Here is a 17,314-nt window from a genome sequence, read left to right as displayed (position 1 = left end):
CAGGGAAGACACGCTTCTCGGCTATCTTACGGTTCAGGTGCAGTTCCATGTTACCGGTACCTTTAAACTCTTCGTAGATAACTTCATCCATTTTAGAGCCGGTATCAATCAGTGCAGTTGCTATAATGGTTAAGCTACCGCCTTCCTCAACGTTACGCGCAGCACCAAAGAAACGCTTTGGCTTGTGCAGAGCGTTAGCGTCAACACCACCGGTCAGTACTTTACCTGATGATGGGATGACGGTGTTGTATGCGCGTGCAAGACGCGTGATTGAGTCTAACAGGATAACCACGTCTTTCTTATGCTCAACTAAACGCTTGGCTTTTTCGATTACCATCTCAGCAACCTGAACGTGGCGGCTAGCCGGCTCATCGAAGGTCGAAGCCACAACTTCACCGCGAACCAAACGGTGCATTTCCGTTACTTCTTCCGGACGCTCGTCGATCAGCAATACCATCAGTTCACAATCAGGATGATTCGCCGCAATGGATTGCGCGATATTCTGCAGCAGCAAAGTTTTACCGGCTTTAGGCGGCGCAACAATCAGACCACGCTGACCTTTACCAATTGGCGATGCCAAATCCAAAACTCGAGCAGTGATATCTTCAGATGAACCATTACCACGCTCCATACGCAGACGTGAGTTTGCGTGCAGCGGCGTTAAGTTTTCAAACAGAATCTTGTTACGTGAGTTTTCAGGCTTGTCGAAGTTAACTTCGCGGATCTTTAACAGGGCAAAGTATCGCTCGCTGTCCTTCGGCGGGCGAATCTTACCGGAAATGGTGTCACCAGTACGCAGGTTGAAACGGCGAATCTGGCTTGGCGATACATAGATGTCATCCGGACCAGCCAGGTAAGATGAATCGGCTGAACGTAAAAATCCGAAGCCGTCTTGAAGGATTTCAAGGACGCCGTCGCCGAAGATGTCTTCGCCGCCTTTGGCGTGCGTTTTGAGGATCGAGAAAATGATGTCCTGTTTTCTCGCACGAGCCATGTTTTCCAGGCCCATTTCTTCGGCAAGGGCTACCAATTCGCTAATTGGTTTATTCTTTAGTTCAGTTAGATTCATACTGGTGGGTCTTTGTGTATTTTGAACGTCTTGTTGGGAAATTCGTTAAATTGTATAGAAAAGGGTTCGTTGCCCGGGTATGGGCCAGCCGGGTAAAGGCTTGTAAGGATGCTAGTAAACCGCACAGTTTGCCTAGTCCTTGTAACGTTAGCACCATAACTTTAACTCGTCCAGCCTTTCACGAGTAATTGTTAAAAAAACTTTGCGATAGCCATGGTTCCGCCTAACTATGCCGTCAACCATGGCGTCACAGGTCGTGTTAAGTCAGAAAACCTAGCCGGTACAACGCAACAATATGGCATGGGATGATGCCAACCCATCAGGCTTTGGAATACGAACCCGATAACCACTGCCAGGCGCTACTAACACAGGTTCCCCCGTCGAAGACTGCAATGTCGTTAGGTGCACAATCTGGTTTCCAGTCGGCGTCATGATTTCAATCAGGTCATCGGCAGCAAAGTGGTTTTTTACGTCTATATACCACCATTCTCCTTTCTCGCTGATGACTTCGCCGACTAATTGCCGGGATGTACTTATCGAGCTGCCCCGATCGTATTGCTGATAATCCTGATGATTGTGACGTTGGAGAAATCCATCGGTGTACCCCCGGTTGGCCAGATGCGCTAATTCGTTATACCAGTTAGGGTCAAAAGGCTGTCCGGCGTCTGCGGCATCAATGGCTTTACGGTAGACCTGAGCAGTGCGGGCACAGTAATAAAAGGACTTGGTGCGCCCTTCTATTTTCAGTGAATCTACGCCGATTTCGGTGAGGCGATGAACGTGCTGCACGGCACGTAAATCCCGCGAATTCATAATGTAGGTGCCGTGCTCATCTTCAAACGCGGCCATAGGTTCATCGGGTCGTTGCGGTTCTGTAATCAAAAACGGCTGCGACACCGGAGTACCTTTACCCAGCGTCGGTTCCACGGCTTCATCACTTGGAATAAACTGCCCTACCTCATCGGTTGTTGCCGGTTTTACATCGTATTGCCATCGACAAGCATTGGTGCAGGCCCCCTGATTCGGATCCCGTTTATTAATGTAGCCCGACAATAAGCAGCGGCCAGAATACGCCATGCAAAGCGCACCGTGCACAAAGACTTCCAGTTCAATATCAGGGCAGCGCTGGCGGATTTCTTCGATCTCGTTAAGGCTCAACTCGCGGGACAATATCACCCGTTTAATACCTTGTTGCTGCCAGAACTTCACAGCGGCCCAGTTTACGGCATTCGCCTGCACAGACAGATGTATTGGCAAGTCAGGAAAATGCTCGCGCGTAAGCATAATAATGCCCGGGTCAGACATGATCATCGCATCGGGCCGCAGCGCAGCAACCGGCCCAAGGTCACTGACAAAGGTTTTCAGCTTACTGTTATGCGGCGCAATATTGTTCACCACATACAGCTTTTTACCCATTTCCCATGTATAAGCACGGGCTTCAGCCAGCTTTTCCAGGGTAAATTCGTTGTTTCGTACTCGCAGAGAATAGCGAGGCTGGCCGGCATAGACCGCATCGGCGCCATACGCCAAAGCGTATTCCAGGTTTTTCATTGAACCGGCTGGCGAGAGCAACTCAGGTGTTCGCATAATGTGTCGTCGTTTCTTTTAGCAGTAGAAGCGCGACAGCATAGCGAGATTGTTAAACCGGTTATTAACCGAGATCAAACAGACACAAAAAAACCGCCCGGAGGCGGTTCTTTTACGTCGATTAACGCTTAAAGATTCGCGTTAAGGAATTCAGTTAACTGTGCTTTAGACAATGCGCCTACTTTTGTCGCTGCAACGTTACCGCCTTTAAACAGCAACAGGGTAGGAATACCACGGATGCCGTATTTAGGTGGAGTTTCATTATTTTCATCGACATTCAGCTTGCCAACTGTTAACTTGCCTTCAAAATCGGTTGCAATTTCTTCAAGAATAGGTGCAATCATTTTACAAGGGCCACACCACTCGGCCCAGAAGTCAACCAGCACAGGACCTTCAGCATTGATAACATCTGCTTCGAACTTATCGTCAGTCAACTGGATAATTTTGTCGCTCATTCTTTTCTCCGTAATTGGTCTGTCGCTGATTTGTTCAGCTCTACCATAAGTGTTATATAGAAACTGTTTTTTAATGCAAGCACTGATAAGCTATAAGCTATGCAAACAACTCATTTAACCGAAACTCATTTTTCCGATTTGCCTATCAATGGCAAAGTGATTGATGCCTTAAATGCGGCTAATTTTACGCATTGTACACCAATTCAGGCGTTGAGCTTACCTCCTTTATTAGAAGGTAACGATATCGCTGGTCAGGCACAAACCGGAACAGGTAAAACCATGGCATTTCTTGTCGCGACTTTCCATCACATTTTAAGTCGTGAACAGTCACCTGAAGATAAAAATGCCGGTCCCAGAGCCATTATTATGGCACCAACCCGCGAACTTGCTGTGCAAATATATAATGATGCAGAGCTACTCGGTAAACACACCGGACTTTCACTTGGCCTCATTTATGGGGGCGAAGGTTACCAAAGTCAACGAGAAACATTGCAGGATGGGGTAGATATCGTTATTGGTACGACCGGCCGCATTGTAGATTACTACAAGCAGGGCGTCTTTAGTCTGAAAAATATTCAGGTGGCCGTGCTGGATGAAGCCGATCGTATGTTTGATTTAGGCTTCATTAAAGACATACGCTTCTTATTCCGACGCATGCCTGCTGCGACTGAGCGCTTGAGCATGTTGTTCTCTGCCACGCTGAGCTACCGCGTGCAGGAACTTGCTTACGAGCATATGAACAACCCGACTCATGTTCAGGTTGAAGCTCAACAAATGACTGCAAGTCGTGTATCAGAAGAGTTGTTTTACCCATCTGATGACGACAAGATGCGCTTGTTACTGACGCTTATTGAAGAAGAGTGGCCAGACAAAGCCATTGTGTTTGCCAACACCAAACACAGCTGTGAGCGCGTAGCCGACTGGCTGGAAGCCGACGGTCACCGCGTTGGCTTGTTAAGCGGCGATGTGCCTCAAAAGAAACGTCTGGGCATTTTAGATGCCTTCACCAAGGGTGGTCTGGACATTCTGGTTGCAACTGATGTGGCTGCGCGAGGCTTGCACATTGAAGCTGTAACGCACGTATTTAACTACGATTTGCCTGACGACGCGGAAGATTATGTTCATCGTATCGGCCGAACAGGACGTGCAGGTAAGAGTGGCGTCGCGATCAGTTTCGCCTGTGAAAAATACGCATTAAACCTGCCAGCAATTGAAAGTTATATTAGTCATGCTATTCCAGTCACTGACTATGTGCACGATGCGCTTTTGGATGACATTACGCCGCCGAAGCAACGTCAACGCAGACAGAACCGACGTCCAACCAACCGTCGGGGTAAAGGCAGACCACCGCAGAAGAAATAATACGGCGTTAGTTTATGCAGCCTCAAACACAATATGACGCCGAGACACTCGGCGAGTACTATGCGGCCGTTGACCTGGGCTCAAACAGCTTCCACATGGTGGTAGTGCATGTGGTTAACGGCAGCGTGCAAATCATTGGCAAGGTAAAACAAAAAGTTCGACTGGCTGCTGGTCTCGACAAGGACATGGTCCTCAGCGAAGAGAGTATGCAGCGTGGCTGGCAGTGTCTGGAGACCTTTGCCGAACGACTGCAGGACATCCCCTCGTCAAATATTCGTGTTGTTGCCACAGCCACATTGAGGTTGGCACAAAACGCCCAGGACTTTATTGAGAAAGCTGAGCGGATTCTGACGCACCCGTTACAGGTGATTTCAGGTGAAGAGGAAGCCCGTCAAATTTATCTGGGGGTGGCTTACACTTCCGCTAATCAGGGTAATTCGCTGGTTATCGATATTGGCGGTGCCAGTACTGAAATCATTATTGGCAACGACATGCAACCTATTCATATGGTTAGCCTGGACATGGGTTGCGTGACCTTTATGGAGCGTTACTTCCTGGATGGCGAATTGTCTGAGGCCAACTTTGACCGCGCTATGGAAGCAGCCAATGCCTTGCTTGACCCGGTCGTTGATAGCTTTCTTTGCTTCGACTGGCACAATTGCCTGGGCGCATCTGGCACACCACAAGCCATTACTGAAATACTGGTAAAACAGGAAATCAGCGACGCTATTCGTCTGGATTACTTGTACAACCTGAAGCAACAGTGTATTGACTGTGGCAATCTGTCCAACCTCGTCATAGATGGCCTGGAGCCTAATCGCCAGCCTATTTTTCCAAGCGGTCTCACCATCCTGCTTGCGTTATTTGAACGCCTGAAAATAGCGACCATGAACATTTCCGGCGGCGCGCTGCGGGAAGGCCTGATCTACGGCATGCTCGACAATGTAAAACACAACGACCGCCGGACACAGACCATCAATACGGTTATCAGACGCTATCATATCGACAAACCCCACGCGGTGAATGTGAGAAAGCTTGCACTCAATCTCTGCAAGCAGCTGTGCAATCAAACGGATTTCTGTCACCTCGATACCGAAGCGGTACTCGATGCGGCGGCGATGTTGCATGAACTGGGCTTGCATATTGAGTACAAAAAACACCATGACCACGGTGCCTACATTCTCAATTATATCGACTTACCCGGTTATACCCGTCTGCAACGTGCGGCCATTCGCGACTTAGTGAAGTGTCACCGACAAACTATCGACATTGCGCCGTTTAACTTGTACCACGATGACGTGCGTACCATGTTAATGGGCCTGCTGCGCATTTTGCGTATTGCCGTGGTTGTGTGCCTGCGCCGTCATCAGCAGCATATTCCGGAGATCACGCTGGCAGTGAATGAACACGACTGGACACTTACTTTCCCGGAAGGCTGGTTAAAAGAACACCCGTTAATTAATGCTGAACTGGTCAATGAAGCCTGGCTTCAACACCGGGCAGGCTGGCACCTGACCTGCGTTTAATACCCATTCACTCACTAATCACCAGTGACACAAAAAAGCGAAGAACCGGGTTCTTCGCTTTTTTATTTGTTATCCGAGCTTTTGCTGACAGGTTCTAACCCTGCTTCAGAAGTTTTGCCGCTTCTGGGGCAAAATACGTCAGGATACCGTCGGCGCCGGCGCGTTTAAACGCCAATAGCGACTCCAGAATGACCTGCTCGCGGTTAAGCCAGCCATTTTCAAATGCCGCCATGTGCATGGCATATTCCCCACTCACCTGGTAAGCAAAAGTGGGTACTGCCAGTTCAGATTTACAGCGGCGAACGATATCCAGATAAGGCATACCCGGCTTAACCATGACCATATCTGCACCTTCTTCCAAATCCAGTGCAATTTCCGCAATGGCTTCGTCACTGTTGGCAGGGTCCATTTGATACGTCTTTTTATTCCCGCCTTTAATGTTGGCCGCTGAGCCGACTGCGTCGCGGAAAGGGCCGTAGTAGCTGGAGGCGTACTTGGCGGAATACGCCATAATACAGGTGTGTACGAAGCCCGCTTCTTCCAGAGCATCGCGAATGGCGCCAATGCGTCCATCCATCATGTCTGACGGCGCGACGATGTCCACACCCGCCTCAGCATGAGACAGCGCCTGCTTGATCAGAATTTCTACGGTTTCATCGTTTACCACATACCCGTCTTCATCAATGAGCCCATCCTGTCCGTGTGACGTGAAGGGATCCAATGCCACGTCTGAAATCAGCATCATGTCAGGCACGTGTTTCTTCAACTCGCGAATGGCCGTTTGCGCAATACCGTTGGGATTAAAGGCCTCACTGGCGCACAGTGATTTTGCTTCCATGGGTGTAACCGGAAATAACGCCAGACTGCGAATACCCAAATCGTAAGCGGCCTGCGCCTCCTTAACTAACAAGTCAATGGACAAGCGTTCAACGCCTGGCATCGACGGCACGGCCTCACGTTGATTCGCTCCGGGTAATACAAAGACCGGGTAGATCAAATCTGCTGCGCTCAACTGATTTTCAGCCACCATGGCACGCAGTCCATCCGTGCGACGTAATCTGCGCATTCTGCGCGGTAAGTATTGAGAATAAGACATGGATAAACCTTTACTGTTCTGCCACAACCCGGTTTCGGCCGGCTTGCTTGGCTTGATATAATCGTTCATCGGCCGTTTTTAGCAGGCTGGTTTCTTCATCGCCGAAAGCAATGACACCAGAGGCCACTCCTGCACTGATCGTCAGTGAAATCGAGGTACCATCAAACTGGCAGGGGTTTGCTTCGATCTCGGCGCGCATCGCTTCTAATAACTGCTGCGCCCCCGCCGTGTCGGTATTAGGCAAAATAAGGCCAAATTCCTCTCCGCCATAACGGCACACATCGTCAGACAGACGTTTTAATTGTTGTTGTAAGATGGTCGCCACGTGCTGAATACAGGCATCCCCTGCGCTGTGGCCATGCTGGTCGTTCACCGACTTGAAGTGGTCAATGTCGACCATAGCCAACGCCAATGGCGTTTGTTCACGACGGCTGCGTCGTCCCTCTGCCTGCAAACGTTTGTCAAAATGACGACGGTTGCGTATGCCTGTTAACGGGTCAATAGTGTTGAGTTTTTCAAGCTCGCGATTCGCTTCGGAGAGTTCTCTCAACGCAATTTCCAACTCCAGGGTGCGCTCGCCCACTTTATACTCTAATTCATCCTGAGTAGATTGTTGCAGATCAATCAGCGCCTGCTTTGCCCTGACAGCCTCGCGTTCTTTTTCCAGCGCATCTTCTTTGGCAGACAGCATAAAATCGCGTTGACGGCTGTAACTGATGGCCAGAATAAAGGCCAGCATCAGCACTTCGATGGTTGCACCGTATAACAACAGCACCTGAGACGGGATACTAATAGCCACAATGTCCAGGTTATCCAGACTCGCGGTAAACGCACTCACCAGTAATGCGCCCCAGGCCAGCGCATAATATCCGGCTACCGAGACTTTCTTACGCGCCAGCCATATTGCTACGCCCATGATTAAAAAGACGGTAATCGTAAGTAACACCAGGAAGATGCGAATGGACACTGCATAATCGAGAAACAGCGCGCTGGCAGCAATCAGACCAAATGCGCCGGCAAGGGCATTGAACACCGTTGATAACCGTTTGCTGTACGTGCGAATTTCCAGCAGGGACGCTGAAAATACCACTGCAAAAATCAGCGTTGTACTGGCAAAAAGTGAAATGGCTTTAGACTGAAACCAAGGCTGCGCTGGCCACAAGTATTTGTAGGCAAAACCATGTAATGTGGCTAATGTTAATCCCAGGCAAATGACATAGCCGGTATAGAAAATAAATGTCAGTGTGCGGGTGGTGAAAAAGAAAAATAAATTACTTAGCGCGATGGCCAGCAACAAACCAAAAAACAGCCCCATGACCAGATTTGTGTTACTGATGTGCTCCCAAAACGCCTTCTGCTGCCAAATTTTCACCGGCACTTTTACCACACTGGTAGACTGCACTCGCATGATAACGGAGACCGCACTGCCATAGTCAGGCACAGGGAACAAAAAGCCGTGATACTTATTATCGCGCTGCGCGAATGGCTGTGCGTCGCCGGCATGATAATGGGTTGTTTCGCTACCATGTTGAATCCAGACATCGATGCTATCGAGTAATGGATACCCGATGTCGATATAGGTCCCATGCTGGTCTATCTGCGTTACAGGCAATGTGAATCGCAACCATATTGGTTCATCGGATAGCCCGGCATTAATAGGATTTACCGCTTCTTGCCAGGCTGAATCTGGCACGGCTAGAATAGACTCATACGAAGCTTGATTCTGCTCACTGACCCACTGGGTTACCGCCGGCCAGAAGTATTGTCTGGGTTGATTCAGTGCATTGTTGGTAAATAAAACCAATAAGGCCACCACAAAGACTACCGTCATGGCAAATAACCATTTGTCGGTAATTCGAGTAGTGGGCGCACTAAACTGCATTTGTCTACCTACAAATTGAACAGGGTCAGGCTGTTGGTATAACTTGCCTGCTCTATAATCTCAAGCTCTTGCTTTACAAGGGTCGCCAGCGCTTGTCCAATGTGCGGCAAATTAGCAGGCGTGTTGTTTCGGCGCCGCGGCTTAAGAGTTTTAGGGTACAAGTACGGCGCATCGGTTTCCAGAATCAAACGCTCCAACGGCAGTTGCTGTACCGCGTCACGCAGGCTGCTACCGCGTCTTTCGTCACATAACCAGCCAGTCACGCCAATATATAATCCTAATGCCAGATACGACTTCATTTGCACAGCATCACCCGTAAAACAGTGTGCAATTCCGCCGGGCAATGCCGGTAAATATTGCGCTAATAACTGATGCTGATGATCAAACGCATCACGTTCATGCAAGTACACTGGCTTTTTCAATTCAGTGGCAATCGATAGCTGTCGTTCAAATACACTGCGTTGGACCTCTCTTGGAGAGAAGTCCCGGTTGTAGTCCAAACCACACTCTCCGATGGCGACTACACCAGGTAGTGTCGCCTTTTCAATGAGTATGTCCCAATGCTCAGGTCTGGCATCTTTCGCGTGATGAGGATGAATACCGAGGGTGTAACAAAGCCTGTCGGGGTGCTGAAGATATAACTGTTCAGCCACTTCCCACTCGTCGGGGTGAGTGGTGATCAAACACAACCGATCTACCCCGGCTTGCGCCGCCAATGTGATTGTTTGTTCGGCAGGCATTCTGTCGTCAAACAAGTTAACCCCAGCATCAAACCACGGCATTTATTTGATCCGTTTAACTTTTATTCGACCGTTAACCCCGTCATGCCCCAGGTAAAAAGAACCCAATGAACCGCGTTCAATATACACGTCCATGTCTTTTTTAAGCTTGAAGTATCTTGAGTCCACTTGCTGCCAGACAGCACCTGACACCATGTGGATGACCTGTTTACCGCGAATGGTTTTTGTGATGTCTGCGATTGTGTCTGAAATATCCTCTATTTCATCCACTTCAGATTTAACCTGCAAACCAAACTGACTCTCAGGTTTTGGTTTTACAGCCGGCTCAACGGGCTGTGTTGGTGCGGGCGCTGGAGCTGGTTGTACTGGCTTCACTTGCTGACGTCTTTCTTCAGCAATTTCCGTCACGGATTTGTCCATACGCTCAGGCATTGGCTTTTTATTGGCAAGCGGTGAAAGGTCAATAGCATCGTAGCAGGCAAGGCGTTCAATGACATTATCCTTGGCCCGGCATTCTGTCAGTGCCTGTTCCAGCGTCGTGGCCTGAGCAGCAGATATAGCGGAGAAGAATAAACCCAGTGGCAATAGCAGCTTAGTACGTAAACTCATGTTTCTGTCCTGTTGTGCCGGTAATGTGGATGTAAATCCTAACCGGTCAGTTAGCCTGAATAAGCCCGCTCACAGCCTTATTCAGCAGACGCGTCTTCGTCGTCTTTTTTTGAATAAATTCCGCCTACAATGACACCAAACTCAAACAAAATCCACATTGGCACTGCCAGTAGTGTTTGTGAAATGACATCCGGAGGCGTTAGCAGCATTCCAACAATAAATGCCGCTACGACGACATAAGGACGTTTCTGGCGCAAACTGTCTGCATCGGTAATGCCGGTCCAACACAACAACACGATAGCTACCGGGATTTCAAAAGACATACCGAATGCAAAAAACAGCTTAAGGACAAAATTCAGGTAGCTGTTTATATCGGTGGCCACGGTTACGCCTTCAGGTGCAACCGACGTAAAAAACGCAAACGCGATGGGAAACACAACGAAGTACGCAAACGCCATTCCTGCATAAAACAGCAAGGTGCTGGACAGCAACAGCGGTGCCACCAGCTTTTTTTCATTGCGGTATAAGCCCGGTGCGACAAAGCCCCAAACCTGATACAACACGAAAGGAATAGCAATAAAGAAGGACAACACCAAGGTGAGTTTAAACGGTGCGAAGAAAGGCGAGGCAACGTCAGTTGCTATCATGGAAGCGTTGTCAGGCAACGTATTTAGCAACGGCTCTGCCAACAACTGGTAAAGATCATTGGCAAAATAGGCCAAACACAAAAACACCACCATTACACTAAGCAGTGCCCGCAGAATTCGGGTACGCAGCTCAATGAGGTGCGAAATTAAACTGTTTTCTTCAGACATCTAAGGCTTTTTATACGGTTCTTGAACAGACTCAGCGGCTTTCTTCAATTCATCAACACTGTCTTGTAATTCCGGTGTTAAGTCCTTCAGGCCTTGCTGCTCCGCTTTTTTCAAATTCTCATGTAACTCATGTACACGAAGCTGGTGTTCCACCTCCTGTTTAAACCCTGAGGCCATATTGCGCACACTACGCACTGTTTTCAGCGTAGAGCGAATAGCCCCGGGTAAACGTTCCGGCCCCAGCACTAACAGTGCCAGTACACCTATCACCAGGATTTCAAAAAACCCAATATCAAACATTATTGCTTTTCTTTAACGTCACTTTCAGTTTTAGTTGACGCCGTTGCGGCAGGTTTTTCTTCTACCTTGGCCTGGCTGTCTTTGAAGTCAGCATCTGCTTCTTCATCGGTCACAGCTTTCTTAAAGCCTTTTACCGCACCACCCAGATCAGAGCCAATGCTCTTTAACCGCTTAGTTCCAAACAGCAACACAACAATCAACAATACGATCAGCAGTTGCCACAAACTTATTCCACCCATAAAAACCTCTAACTTACTTCTGTTTACACAGTATGCCACCGACAGCGTGGCCGGGCAGTACTTTTATCCCTGAATCACTACATTCTACCGAGCCTGCACGGATAAGCCAGCATTTGTTAGCTGGTCTAACCGAATAATTTCACCTTTGTTGACCACGCTAATGACATGAGCTGTAACGAAAAATCATTTGCAGGTACCGTATTTATCGCGCAAGCTTAATAGTAGCGATTCAGCACTGTATTAGGACCGGGCCGCCAATGATTCGTTCCCTACTCGCACAGCATCCCACAACTAAAAGGATTTAGTATTTGAAAGCACCGTTCAGACGTAAGGGGCGTTGGTATGTATTTATTCTACTGATTACCGTTTCAACACCAGTCAACGCCGACGAGCAGACGGAGAACCCCCCCCAGCCCGCCGCCGATGATGCCTGGCTGGACGTCTGGCACAGTAAGTTCAGTAATTCTATGGACTATACTGCGCAACAACTCGACGAGTTTTTTGCCCTGGAAGGCAGCGACAATCACAAGGATGCGCAAGCTGAAGGCCGGGTGAGATTTGGGCTTGAGCCCAGAACCCGTGATTTGATGGCAACCGACTTTCGCTTTCGGATCAGAGTAAAATTACCCGCGCTAAAAAACCGTGTCGAGCTGCTTTTGTCTGACGATGACGACTACACCCGACGAGATAATATCCGAGCGGCCAGAGACTCCGTTGATCACTTACAGGACTCTGCCAGTCTCGCCTTACGCTACCAGAAAAATGACAACTCAAAATTGTCGCATCGCATTGGGGCGGGACGCGGAGATCAACTGTTTGCCCGCAGTCGTTACGAAGATGACATTTGGTTCGCGGAAGATTTTAAGCTCGACTACGATGGTGAAATTTACTATTACACCCGGGACCAGTTTGGTGCAGAACTTGGCCTAAACTTTACCCAAATGCTGGAAGAAGACCAGTTTGTCAGACTCCAAAACCGCTACTATTACAGAGACAGGAGCACTGATTGGTTATGGCGCCACGAACTACAGTACCTGCGGCCGCTGACTGACCAAAGCGCCTTGCTTTACACCTTTTTTGTAAAGGGCCTGACCAAACCAAACCATCACGTCACTGAGGTTTACACTAGTGTAAGGTGGCGCACAAACTATCGCCGCAGTTGGTTATTTTTCGAATTAGAACCCTTTGTTATCTGGCTGAAACAAGAGCATTTTTCCCCTTCTTACGGGCTCGCCGTGCGGTTTGAATTCTACTATGGCAGCAACTGACATCCGACAACTGTTTACTTTTTACTCAATACGTGATTAGCTTAATGTTCACTCGAACGATGCGTAAATCATTGGGTTTATGTTGCGTGCATCGAAAGAATTGGGTTTAATATTCGCCCGATTTTATTACTAATGGATTGCTGAACAGGGAGATACTTTCGCATGTGTATCAAGAATGCCATTCGCTGTGCGCTTTTCTTGGTGTTGTCTTTACCTGCGTTTGCCCTTCAGCCAGAACATGATGATTTACTCACGTTTTTTCGAGCTAATGTTCATACCAGCGGACCTCAGGTGTCCATGTTGCCTCCTCAAAAGCGAACTTCAGTGGTAAATGAAGAGGCCATTCAGTTAATGTTTTCTGCTTTCACCGCATTCATGGTCGTCGTTGCTATTCGCAGTCAGCAACGTCAGGACTACACGCAGTTTCGCCAGTGTAGTCAACAGGATTAGAATTCGTTTACCCATTCCGTAAGCGACGTCGCAGTACATACAAAAAACCCCGGTAATTACCGGGGTTTTTTGTTTAATTAGCTGTGCAAGCTAGGGTCTCAGTGCACGCTCACCGCGCGCTAATCCACACACACCGGTGCGAGAAGATTCAATGATCTCCGTACACTGGGCCATAGTGGTAGCGAACGCATCAAGCTTGTCAGTGGTGCCCGTCACTTCCATAGTGTAGTTGTTTACTGATACATCCAGGATATTGGCCCGGAAAATATCTGCATTGCGCTTAACTTCAGCACGGATAGCTTCGGTGCGCGTGGCGACTTTAATCAGCATCATTTCACGCTCAATGTGCGCATTTTCTGTTAAATCAACGACTTTGAGCACGTCGACTAATTTGTTTACCTGCTTGGTAATCTGTTCGATTACCTTATCATCACCATGCGTAATAATAGTCAGGCGAGACAGGCTAGGATCTTCAGTCGGTGCTACACATAAAGAATCAACGTTATAACCGCGTTGTGAAAACACGCCAACAATTCTCGACAAAGCACCCGGTGCGTTTTCCATTAATACCGATATGATTCTTTTCATCAGGTTCTCTCCGTCTTGCTTAAACGCATGTCGTCCATTGCGCCGTACTTAATTTGCATGGGGTATACGTGTTCGTTTTGGTCAACTGCAATGTCCATGAACACCAGACGATCGGTTAAGCTAAAACACTTCTCCATCGCGGCATCGAGTTGGTCCAGTGAGTCGACTTTGATACCAACGTGACCGTAAGCCTCAGCCAGTTTGACGAAGTCAGGTAAAGAATCCATATAAGAATGAGAGTGACGCCCTTTATAAATCATATCCTGCCACTGACGCACCATACCTAACGCACGGTTGTTCAGTGAAATAATTTTAATTGGCAGGTTGTACTGTAAACAGGTCGCCAGTTCCTGGATGTTCATCTGGATACTGCCGTCGCCCGTAACAACCACAGACGTTGCTTCCGGATGCGCAAACTGCACCCCCATCGCAGCCGGTAAACCAAAGCCCATAGTGCCCAGGCCACCCGAGTTAATCCACTGACGTGGTTTGGCGTACGGGTAATAAAGCGCAGCAAACATCTGGTGCTGACCTACGTCTGAGCTGACGTACGCTTTGCCGTCGGTATATTTGTACAGCGCTTCAATAACGCGTTGTGGCTTGATCACGGTGTCGCCCTGATCATAGGTCAGACACTGACGTGAACGCCATTGATCAATTTGCTGCCACCAGTCAGCAAGCTTTTCTGACTGCCCGGACAATTCTTCGGGCTTAAGCAGCTCCAGAACTTGCTCGACAACCACGTCGACTGAACCCACAACCGGAATATGTGCATTGACGGTTTTGGAAATCGACGCCGGGTCGATATCAACATGAATAATTTCTGCGTGTGGGCAGAACTTCGCTACGTTATTGGTCACCCGGTCATCAAAACGTGCACCCAGCGCAAGAATGCAGTCTGCGTTGTGCATGGTTTTGTTTGCTTCCATGGTACCGTGCATACCCAGCATACCCACAAATTGTGGATGTGTTCCCGGAAACGCACCGAGTCCCATGAGGGTACAGGTTACCGGCGAATTGAGCAGTTCAGCCAGTTTCGTAACCAGGCCAGACGCTTCTGCGGTAACAGCACCACCGCCTACGTATAGTACCGGACGCTCAGCTTTCTTAAGCGACGCTACTGCTTTCTTAACCTGCTTGGTATGGCCGCGAACGGTTGGGTTGTATGAACGCATCTCAACGCTGCTTGGATACACATACGGGTGTTCTTCCATCACGTTAACGATGTCTTTAGGTAAATCAACTACCACCGGGCCAGGGCGCCCTGTGTTAGCAATATAGTATGCTTTGGCAATTGCCTCAGGAATATCTACAGCGCGCTTCACCAGGAAGCTGTGCTTCACAATTGGGCGGGAACAACCCACCATGTCTGTTTCCTGAAACGCGTCCTCGCCGATGTGCATTGACGGCACCTGGCCAGACAATACAACCATTGGAATTGAATCCATATACGCTGTTGCGATACCGGTCAGGGTATTTGTTGCCCCTGGGCCAGAGGTGACCAGGACCGTACCCGTTTTGCCGGTCGAACGCGCATAACCGTCTGCCATATGAGCAGCCGCTTGTTCGTGACGTACGAGGACATGTTTGACATCATCCTGAGCAAATAATGCATCATAAATGTCAAGTACGGCACCACCCGGGTAACCGAATACATGTGTAACTCCTACATCTTTTAGCGCTTCCACCACCATGGCGGCGCCCGACATCATCTTCACGGTGTTATCTCCTATTGGATAATTGTGCCTGTTACAGCGTAAAAATTAACCGTAACAAGTGAAAAACACAGTTCGTCGAACGAGAAAAATGGCAAAATCTGTTTCTCACCTCATTACGGTACGCGGACTATAACGAAGCAGTTAGGAAGATAAAACAGTTTTATGAATAAAAGTGAGACATATATCCCAATAATGGAAATAATTAGGATAAATCTTTCGATTTTTTGAATTTTTCATCAATAATCGAAATAACTATTCACATTAAATTAACACTAAAGCTGTATAAAAAACACTCCAACCCCGCTTAAACATTGGCCCGCAGAGCAACTTGACAAAATTACAACAATTTTCAATAACGGCAAAAATTAGGATAAACATTTCGATTGGCGTGTAATTTGAGTAATAGTGATGACTTTTATGCACTCTGAAAAAGGCCCTAATCTAAAACGAATACTGCGGTCAGGCTGTACAGATATTGTGTTATGGCCTATAAGTAAGGCCTACTCATCGTAACGTTTGTTCCGGTTGAAGAACCGGCGTTTATCTGTTCAGGGGGTACAGTGAATTACGTTCTATCATCGGCCGATAAAGCAGATCTTATCGCCTCACTAGCCAGACTCACCGCTTGTGGTGGTTTGTTTTATCGCACGTTTTACGAAGAGTTCATCGCCGCTGATCGACGTATTAAACAATTAATGAGTGATACTGACTCCAGCCGCAGACAGCGGATACTGGCTCAGTCACTCACGTTTACGGTGTTAGGCGCAGATGGTGTTACCGCGCCACAGGAATTAAGAAAACTTATCGACTCACATGGCCCAAATGGTTTAAACATTTCCGCCGATATGATGATGAAATGGCGCGGCGCGCTATTAAGAGCTGTAGAAAAACACGACCCTGAATACAACAACAACGTGGAACATATTTGGGGCACTGCAGCGCTACATTTGATTGAACACTTCCAACCACCAGACGCATGACGCTGTACCCAGCGCACAAAGGACATCGCGCTAGAAAGCGAGCCAAAGTCGGAATTGGCTCACCCTACGTACACAGGCATCGAATACTGTCTGACGTTATTTCTTTTTCGGCACCCAGGCCCAAATCATTTCACACAGAATGGGTTCAATGTTTTGTGCGTCGGTAACCTTAACCTGCACGGTGACTTCACCCTTTTCCTGCTCCTGCATCATCGCGATTTGCTCGTCCGTGAGTGACGCAACCGCCAGCATATCACCCTGAGCACGCTTTACGTACTGCAGGTTCATGGATTTAATAAGCGGTAACTTATCACCGGGTAAATTTACACCCACTATAAACCCCGTAGCAGATTCTGCCAGCAAGGCCATTGCAGCGGCGTGCACACTACCTATGTGATTTTGTACTTTCTTGTAGTTTTTCTGGCGGAATGTTACCTGCTTTAGGTTCGTCCCCAGAATATCGACTTTTGCTGTGCCAGCCAGCTTGACTTTGTATCTGAACATCCAGGTCAGCAAGCGCTGGCGTAGCCACAATGGATACTGATTAGCTTTTTGCGCAAATGCGCGAAGTGGATTGTGCTTCATAGCTTTATTTTCATTACTGGTCATACCAGAAGAGTAGTCGGTTCT

The 17,314-nt window shown here is 48.3% G+C and carries 18 protein-coding genes; 5 read left to right on the top strand and 13 right to left on the bottom strand.

The annotated features are described in order from the left end of the window. The 3 genes from rho to trxA form a co-directional block, all read right to left on the bottom strand. Positions 1–1,069: transcription termination factor Rho (rho, locus tag AC4MRN_RS12245; RefSeq protein WP_491203425.1), on the bottom strand; the 1,069-nt coding region annotated here is incomplete at its 3' end. Between the two features lie 273 nt (positions 1,070–1,342). Next, positions 1,343–2,656, bottom strand: a complete 1,314-nt coding sequence (gene trhP, locus AC4MRN_RS12240) for a prephenate-dependent tRNA uridine(34) hydroxylase TrhP (protein WP_491203424.1) — start codon at positions 2,654–2,656, stop codon at positions 1,343–1,345. A gap of 128 nt (positions 2,657–2,784) precedes the next feature. After that, a complete protein-coding gene (gene trxA, locus AC4MRN_RS12235) occupies positions 2,785–3,111 on the bottom strand; it encodes a thioredoxin TrxA (protein WP_073324364.1) in 327 nt (108 codons plus the stop codon). A 99-nt stretch (positions 3,112–3,210) separates the two neighbouring features. Between trxA and rhlB the strand changes: the two genes are divergently transcribed. Together rhlB and AC4MRN_RS12225 are read left to right on the top strand one after the other, a co-directional pair. Next, the gene (gene rhlB / locus AC4MRN_RS12230) at positions 3,211–4,473 is read left to right on the top strand and encodes an ATP-dependent RNA helicase RhlB (protein ID WP_073324363.1); all 1,263 of its coding nucleotides are present in this window, start codon (positions 3,211–3,213) and stop codon (positions 4,471–4,473) included. A gap of 14 nt (positions 4,474–4,487) precedes the next feature. Beyond that, positions 4,488–5,999 carry a Ppx/GppA phosphatase family protein gene (locus AC4MRN_RS12225; protein ID WP_491203423.1) on the top strand — a complete coding sequence of 504 codons (1,512 nt, stop codon included), beginning with the start codon at positions 4,488–4,490 and terminating at the stop codon, positions 5,997–5,999. A gap of 94 nt (positions 6,000–6,093) precedes the next feature. On the opposite strand, the gene hemB is transcribed toward AC4MRN_RS12225, so the two are convergent. The 7 genes from hemB to tatA all read right to left on the bottom strand — a co-directional run bounded on the left by hemB (position 6,094) and on the right by tatA (position 11,680). Further along, positions 6,094–7,095 carry a porphobilinogen synthase gene (gene hemB, locus AC4MRN_RS12220; RefSeq protein WP_370241147.1) on the bottom strand — a complete coding sequence of 334 codons (1,002 nt, stop codon included), beginning with the start codon at positions 7,093–7,095 and terminating at the stop codon, positions 6,094–6,096. A 10-nt stretch (positions 7,096–7,105) separates the two neighbouring features. After that, the gene (locus tag AC4MRN_RS12215; protein WP_155013506.1) at positions 7,106–8,977 is read right to left on the bottom strand and encodes a sensor domain-containing diguanylate cyclase; all 1,872 of its coding nucleotides are present in this window, start codon (positions 8,975–8,977) and stop codon (positions 7,106–7,108) included. Positions 8,978–8,985: 8 nt separating this feature from the next. Beyond that, positions 8,986–9,759 (bottom strand): TatD family hydrolase, encoded by a 774-nt coding sequence (locus AC4MRN_RS12210; protein ID WP_491203422.1) that lies wholly within the window; start codon positions 9,757–9,759, stop codon positions 8,986–8,988. Beyond that, the gene (locus tag AC4MRN_RS12205) at positions 9,760–10,326 is read right to left on the bottom strand and encodes a hypothetical protein (RefSeq protein WP_073324359.1); all 567 of its coding nucleotides are present in this window, start codon (positions 10,324–10,326) and stop codon (positions 9,760–9,762) included. It lies immediately after the preceding gene. Between the two features lie 77 nt (positions 10,327–10,403). Continuing rightward, positions 10,404–11,141: a twin-arginine translocase subunit TatC gene (tatC, locus tag AC4MRN_RS12200; protein ID WP_370241142.1), complete on the bottom strand. Its 738-nt coding sequence runs from the start codon at positions 11,139–11,141 to the stop codon at positions 10,404–10,406. Beyond that, the gene (tatB, locus tag AC4MRN_RS12195) at positions 11,142–11,441 is read right to left on the bottom strand and encodes a Sec-independent protein translocase protein TatB (RefSeq protein WP_073324357.1); all 300 of its coding nucleotides are present in this window, start codon (positions 11,439–11,441) and stop codon (positions 11,142–11,144) included. It lies immediately after the preceding gene. Continuing rightward, entirely contained in the window at positions 11,441–11,680 is a 240-nt protein-coding gene (gene tatA / locus AC4MRN_RS12190; protein ID WP_073324458.1) for a Sec-independent protein translocase subunit TatA, read from the bottom strand. Before tatA ends, tatB begins: the two co-directional genes overlap by 1 nt. A 308-nt stretch (positions 11,681–11,988) precedes the next feature. Here tatA and AC4MRN_RS12185 point away from each other — a divergent pair, with 308 nt between their 5' ends. Continuing rightward, positions 11,989–12,948: a hypothetical protein gene (locus AC4MRN_RS12185; protein ID WP_491203421.1), complete on the top strand. Its 960-nt coding sequence runs from the start codon at positions 11,989–11,991 to the stop codon at positions 12,946–12,948. 162 nt (positions 12,949–13,110) lie between these two features. Beyond that, a complete protein-coding gene (locus AC4MRN_RS12180; RefSeq protein ID WP_073324355.1) occupies positions 13,111–13,398 on the top strand; it encodes a hypothetical protein in 288 nt (95 codons plus the stop codon). Between the two features lie 90 nt (positions 13,399–13,488). Here AC4MRN_RS12180 and ilvN read toward each other — a convergent pair whose 3' ends face one another. Then, positions 13,489–13,986 (bottom strand): acetolactate synthase small subunit, encoded by a 498-nt coding sequence (gene ilvN, locus AC4MRN_RS12175; RefSeq protein WP_073324354.1) that lies wholly within the window; start codon positions 13,984–13,986, stop codon positions 13,489–13,491. After that, complete coding sequence (locus AC4MRN_RS12170) at positions 13,986–15,704, bottom strand: acetolactate synthase 3 large subunit (protein ID WP_491203420.1); 1,719 nt, start codon at positions 15,702–15,704, stop codon at positions 13,986–13,988. The genes ilvN and AC4MRN_RS12170 overlap by 1 nt, the downstream gene beginning before the upstream one ends. A 560-nt stretch (positions 15,705–16,264) precedes the next feature. Here AC4MRN_RS12170 and AC4MRN_RS12165 point away from each other — a divergent pair. Next, the gene (locus tag AC4MRN_RS12165) at positions 16,265–16,684 is read left to right on the top strand and encodes a hypothetical protein (RefSeq protein WP_155013502.1); all 420 of its coding nucleotides are present in this window, start codon (positions 16,265–16,267) and stop codon (positions 16,682–16,684) included. A 96-nt stretch (positions 16,685–16,780) separates the two neighbouring features. On the opposite strand, the gene AC4MRN_RS12160 is transcribed toward AC4MRN_RS12165, so the two are convergent. Beyond that, positions 16,781–17,269 (bottom strand): DUF4442 domain-containing protein, encoded by a 489-nt coding sequence (locus tag AC4MRN_RS12160; protein WP_073324457.1) that lies wholly within the window; start codon positions 17,267–17,269, stop codon positions 16,781–16,783. Between the last annotated feature and the right edge of the window lie 45 nt (positions 17,270–17,314).

This window comes from Marisediminitalea sp. (genome assembly GCF_984433645.1).
Note: the sequence above shows the minus strand (reverse complement) of the source record. Positions and strands in the feature narration are given on the sequence as shown.

Coding starts and splice junctions, on each gene's coding strand:
- AC4MRN_RS12215 (WP_155013506.1), bottom strand. CDS start 8,977: ATGCAGTTTAGTGCGCCCACTACTCGAATTACCGACAAATGGTTATTT.
- trhP (WP_491203424.1), bottom strand. CDS start 2,656: ATGCGAACACCTGAGTTGCTCTCGCCAGCCGGTTCAATGAAAAACCTG.
- trxA (WP_073324364.1), bottom strand. CDS start 3,111: ATGAGCGACAAAATTATCCAGTTGACTGACGATAAGTTCGAAGCAGAT.
- AC4MRN_RS12160 (WP_073324457.1), bottom strand. CDS start 17,269: ATGAAGCACAATCCACTTCGCGCATTTGCGCAAAAAGCTAATCAGTAT.
- tatB (WP_073324357.1), bottom strand. CDS start 11,441: ATGTTTGATATTGGGTTTTTTGAAATCCTGGTGATAGGTGTACTGGCA.
- hemB (WP_370241147.1), bottom strand. CDS start 7,095: ATGTCTTATTCTCAATACTTACCGCGCAGAATGCGCAGATTACGTCGC.
- rhlB (WP_073324363.1), top strand. CDS start 3,211: ATGCAAACAACTCATTTAACCGAAACTCATTTTTCCGATTTGCCTATC.
- tatC (WP_370241142.1), bottom strand. CDS start 11,141: ATGTCTGAAGAAAACAGTTTAATTTCGCACCTCATTGAGCTGCGTACC.
- AC4MRN_RS12210 (WP_491203422.1), bottom strand. CDS start 9,759: ATGCCGTGGTTTGATGCTGGGGTTAACTTGTTTGACGACAGAATGCCT.
- AC4MRN_RS12180 (WP_073324355.1), top strand. CDS start 13,111: ATGTGTATCAAGAATGCCATTCGCTGTGCGCTTTTCTTGGTGTTGTCT.
- AC4MRN_RS12205 (WP_073324359.1), bottom strand. CDS start 10,326: ATGAGTTTACGTACTAAGCTGCTATTGCCACTGGGTTTATTCTTCTCC.
- tatA (WP_073324458.1), bottom strand. CDS start 11,680: ATGGGTGGAATAAGTTTGTGGCAACTGCTGATCGTATTGTTGATTGTT.
- ilvN (WP_073324354.1), bottom strand. CDS start 13,986: ATGAAAAGAATCATATCGGTATTAATGGAAAACGCACCGGGTGCTTTG.
- AC4MRN_RS12225 (WP_491203423.1), top strand. CDS start 4,488: ATGCAGCCTCAAACACAATATGACGCCGAGACACTCGGCGAGTACTAT.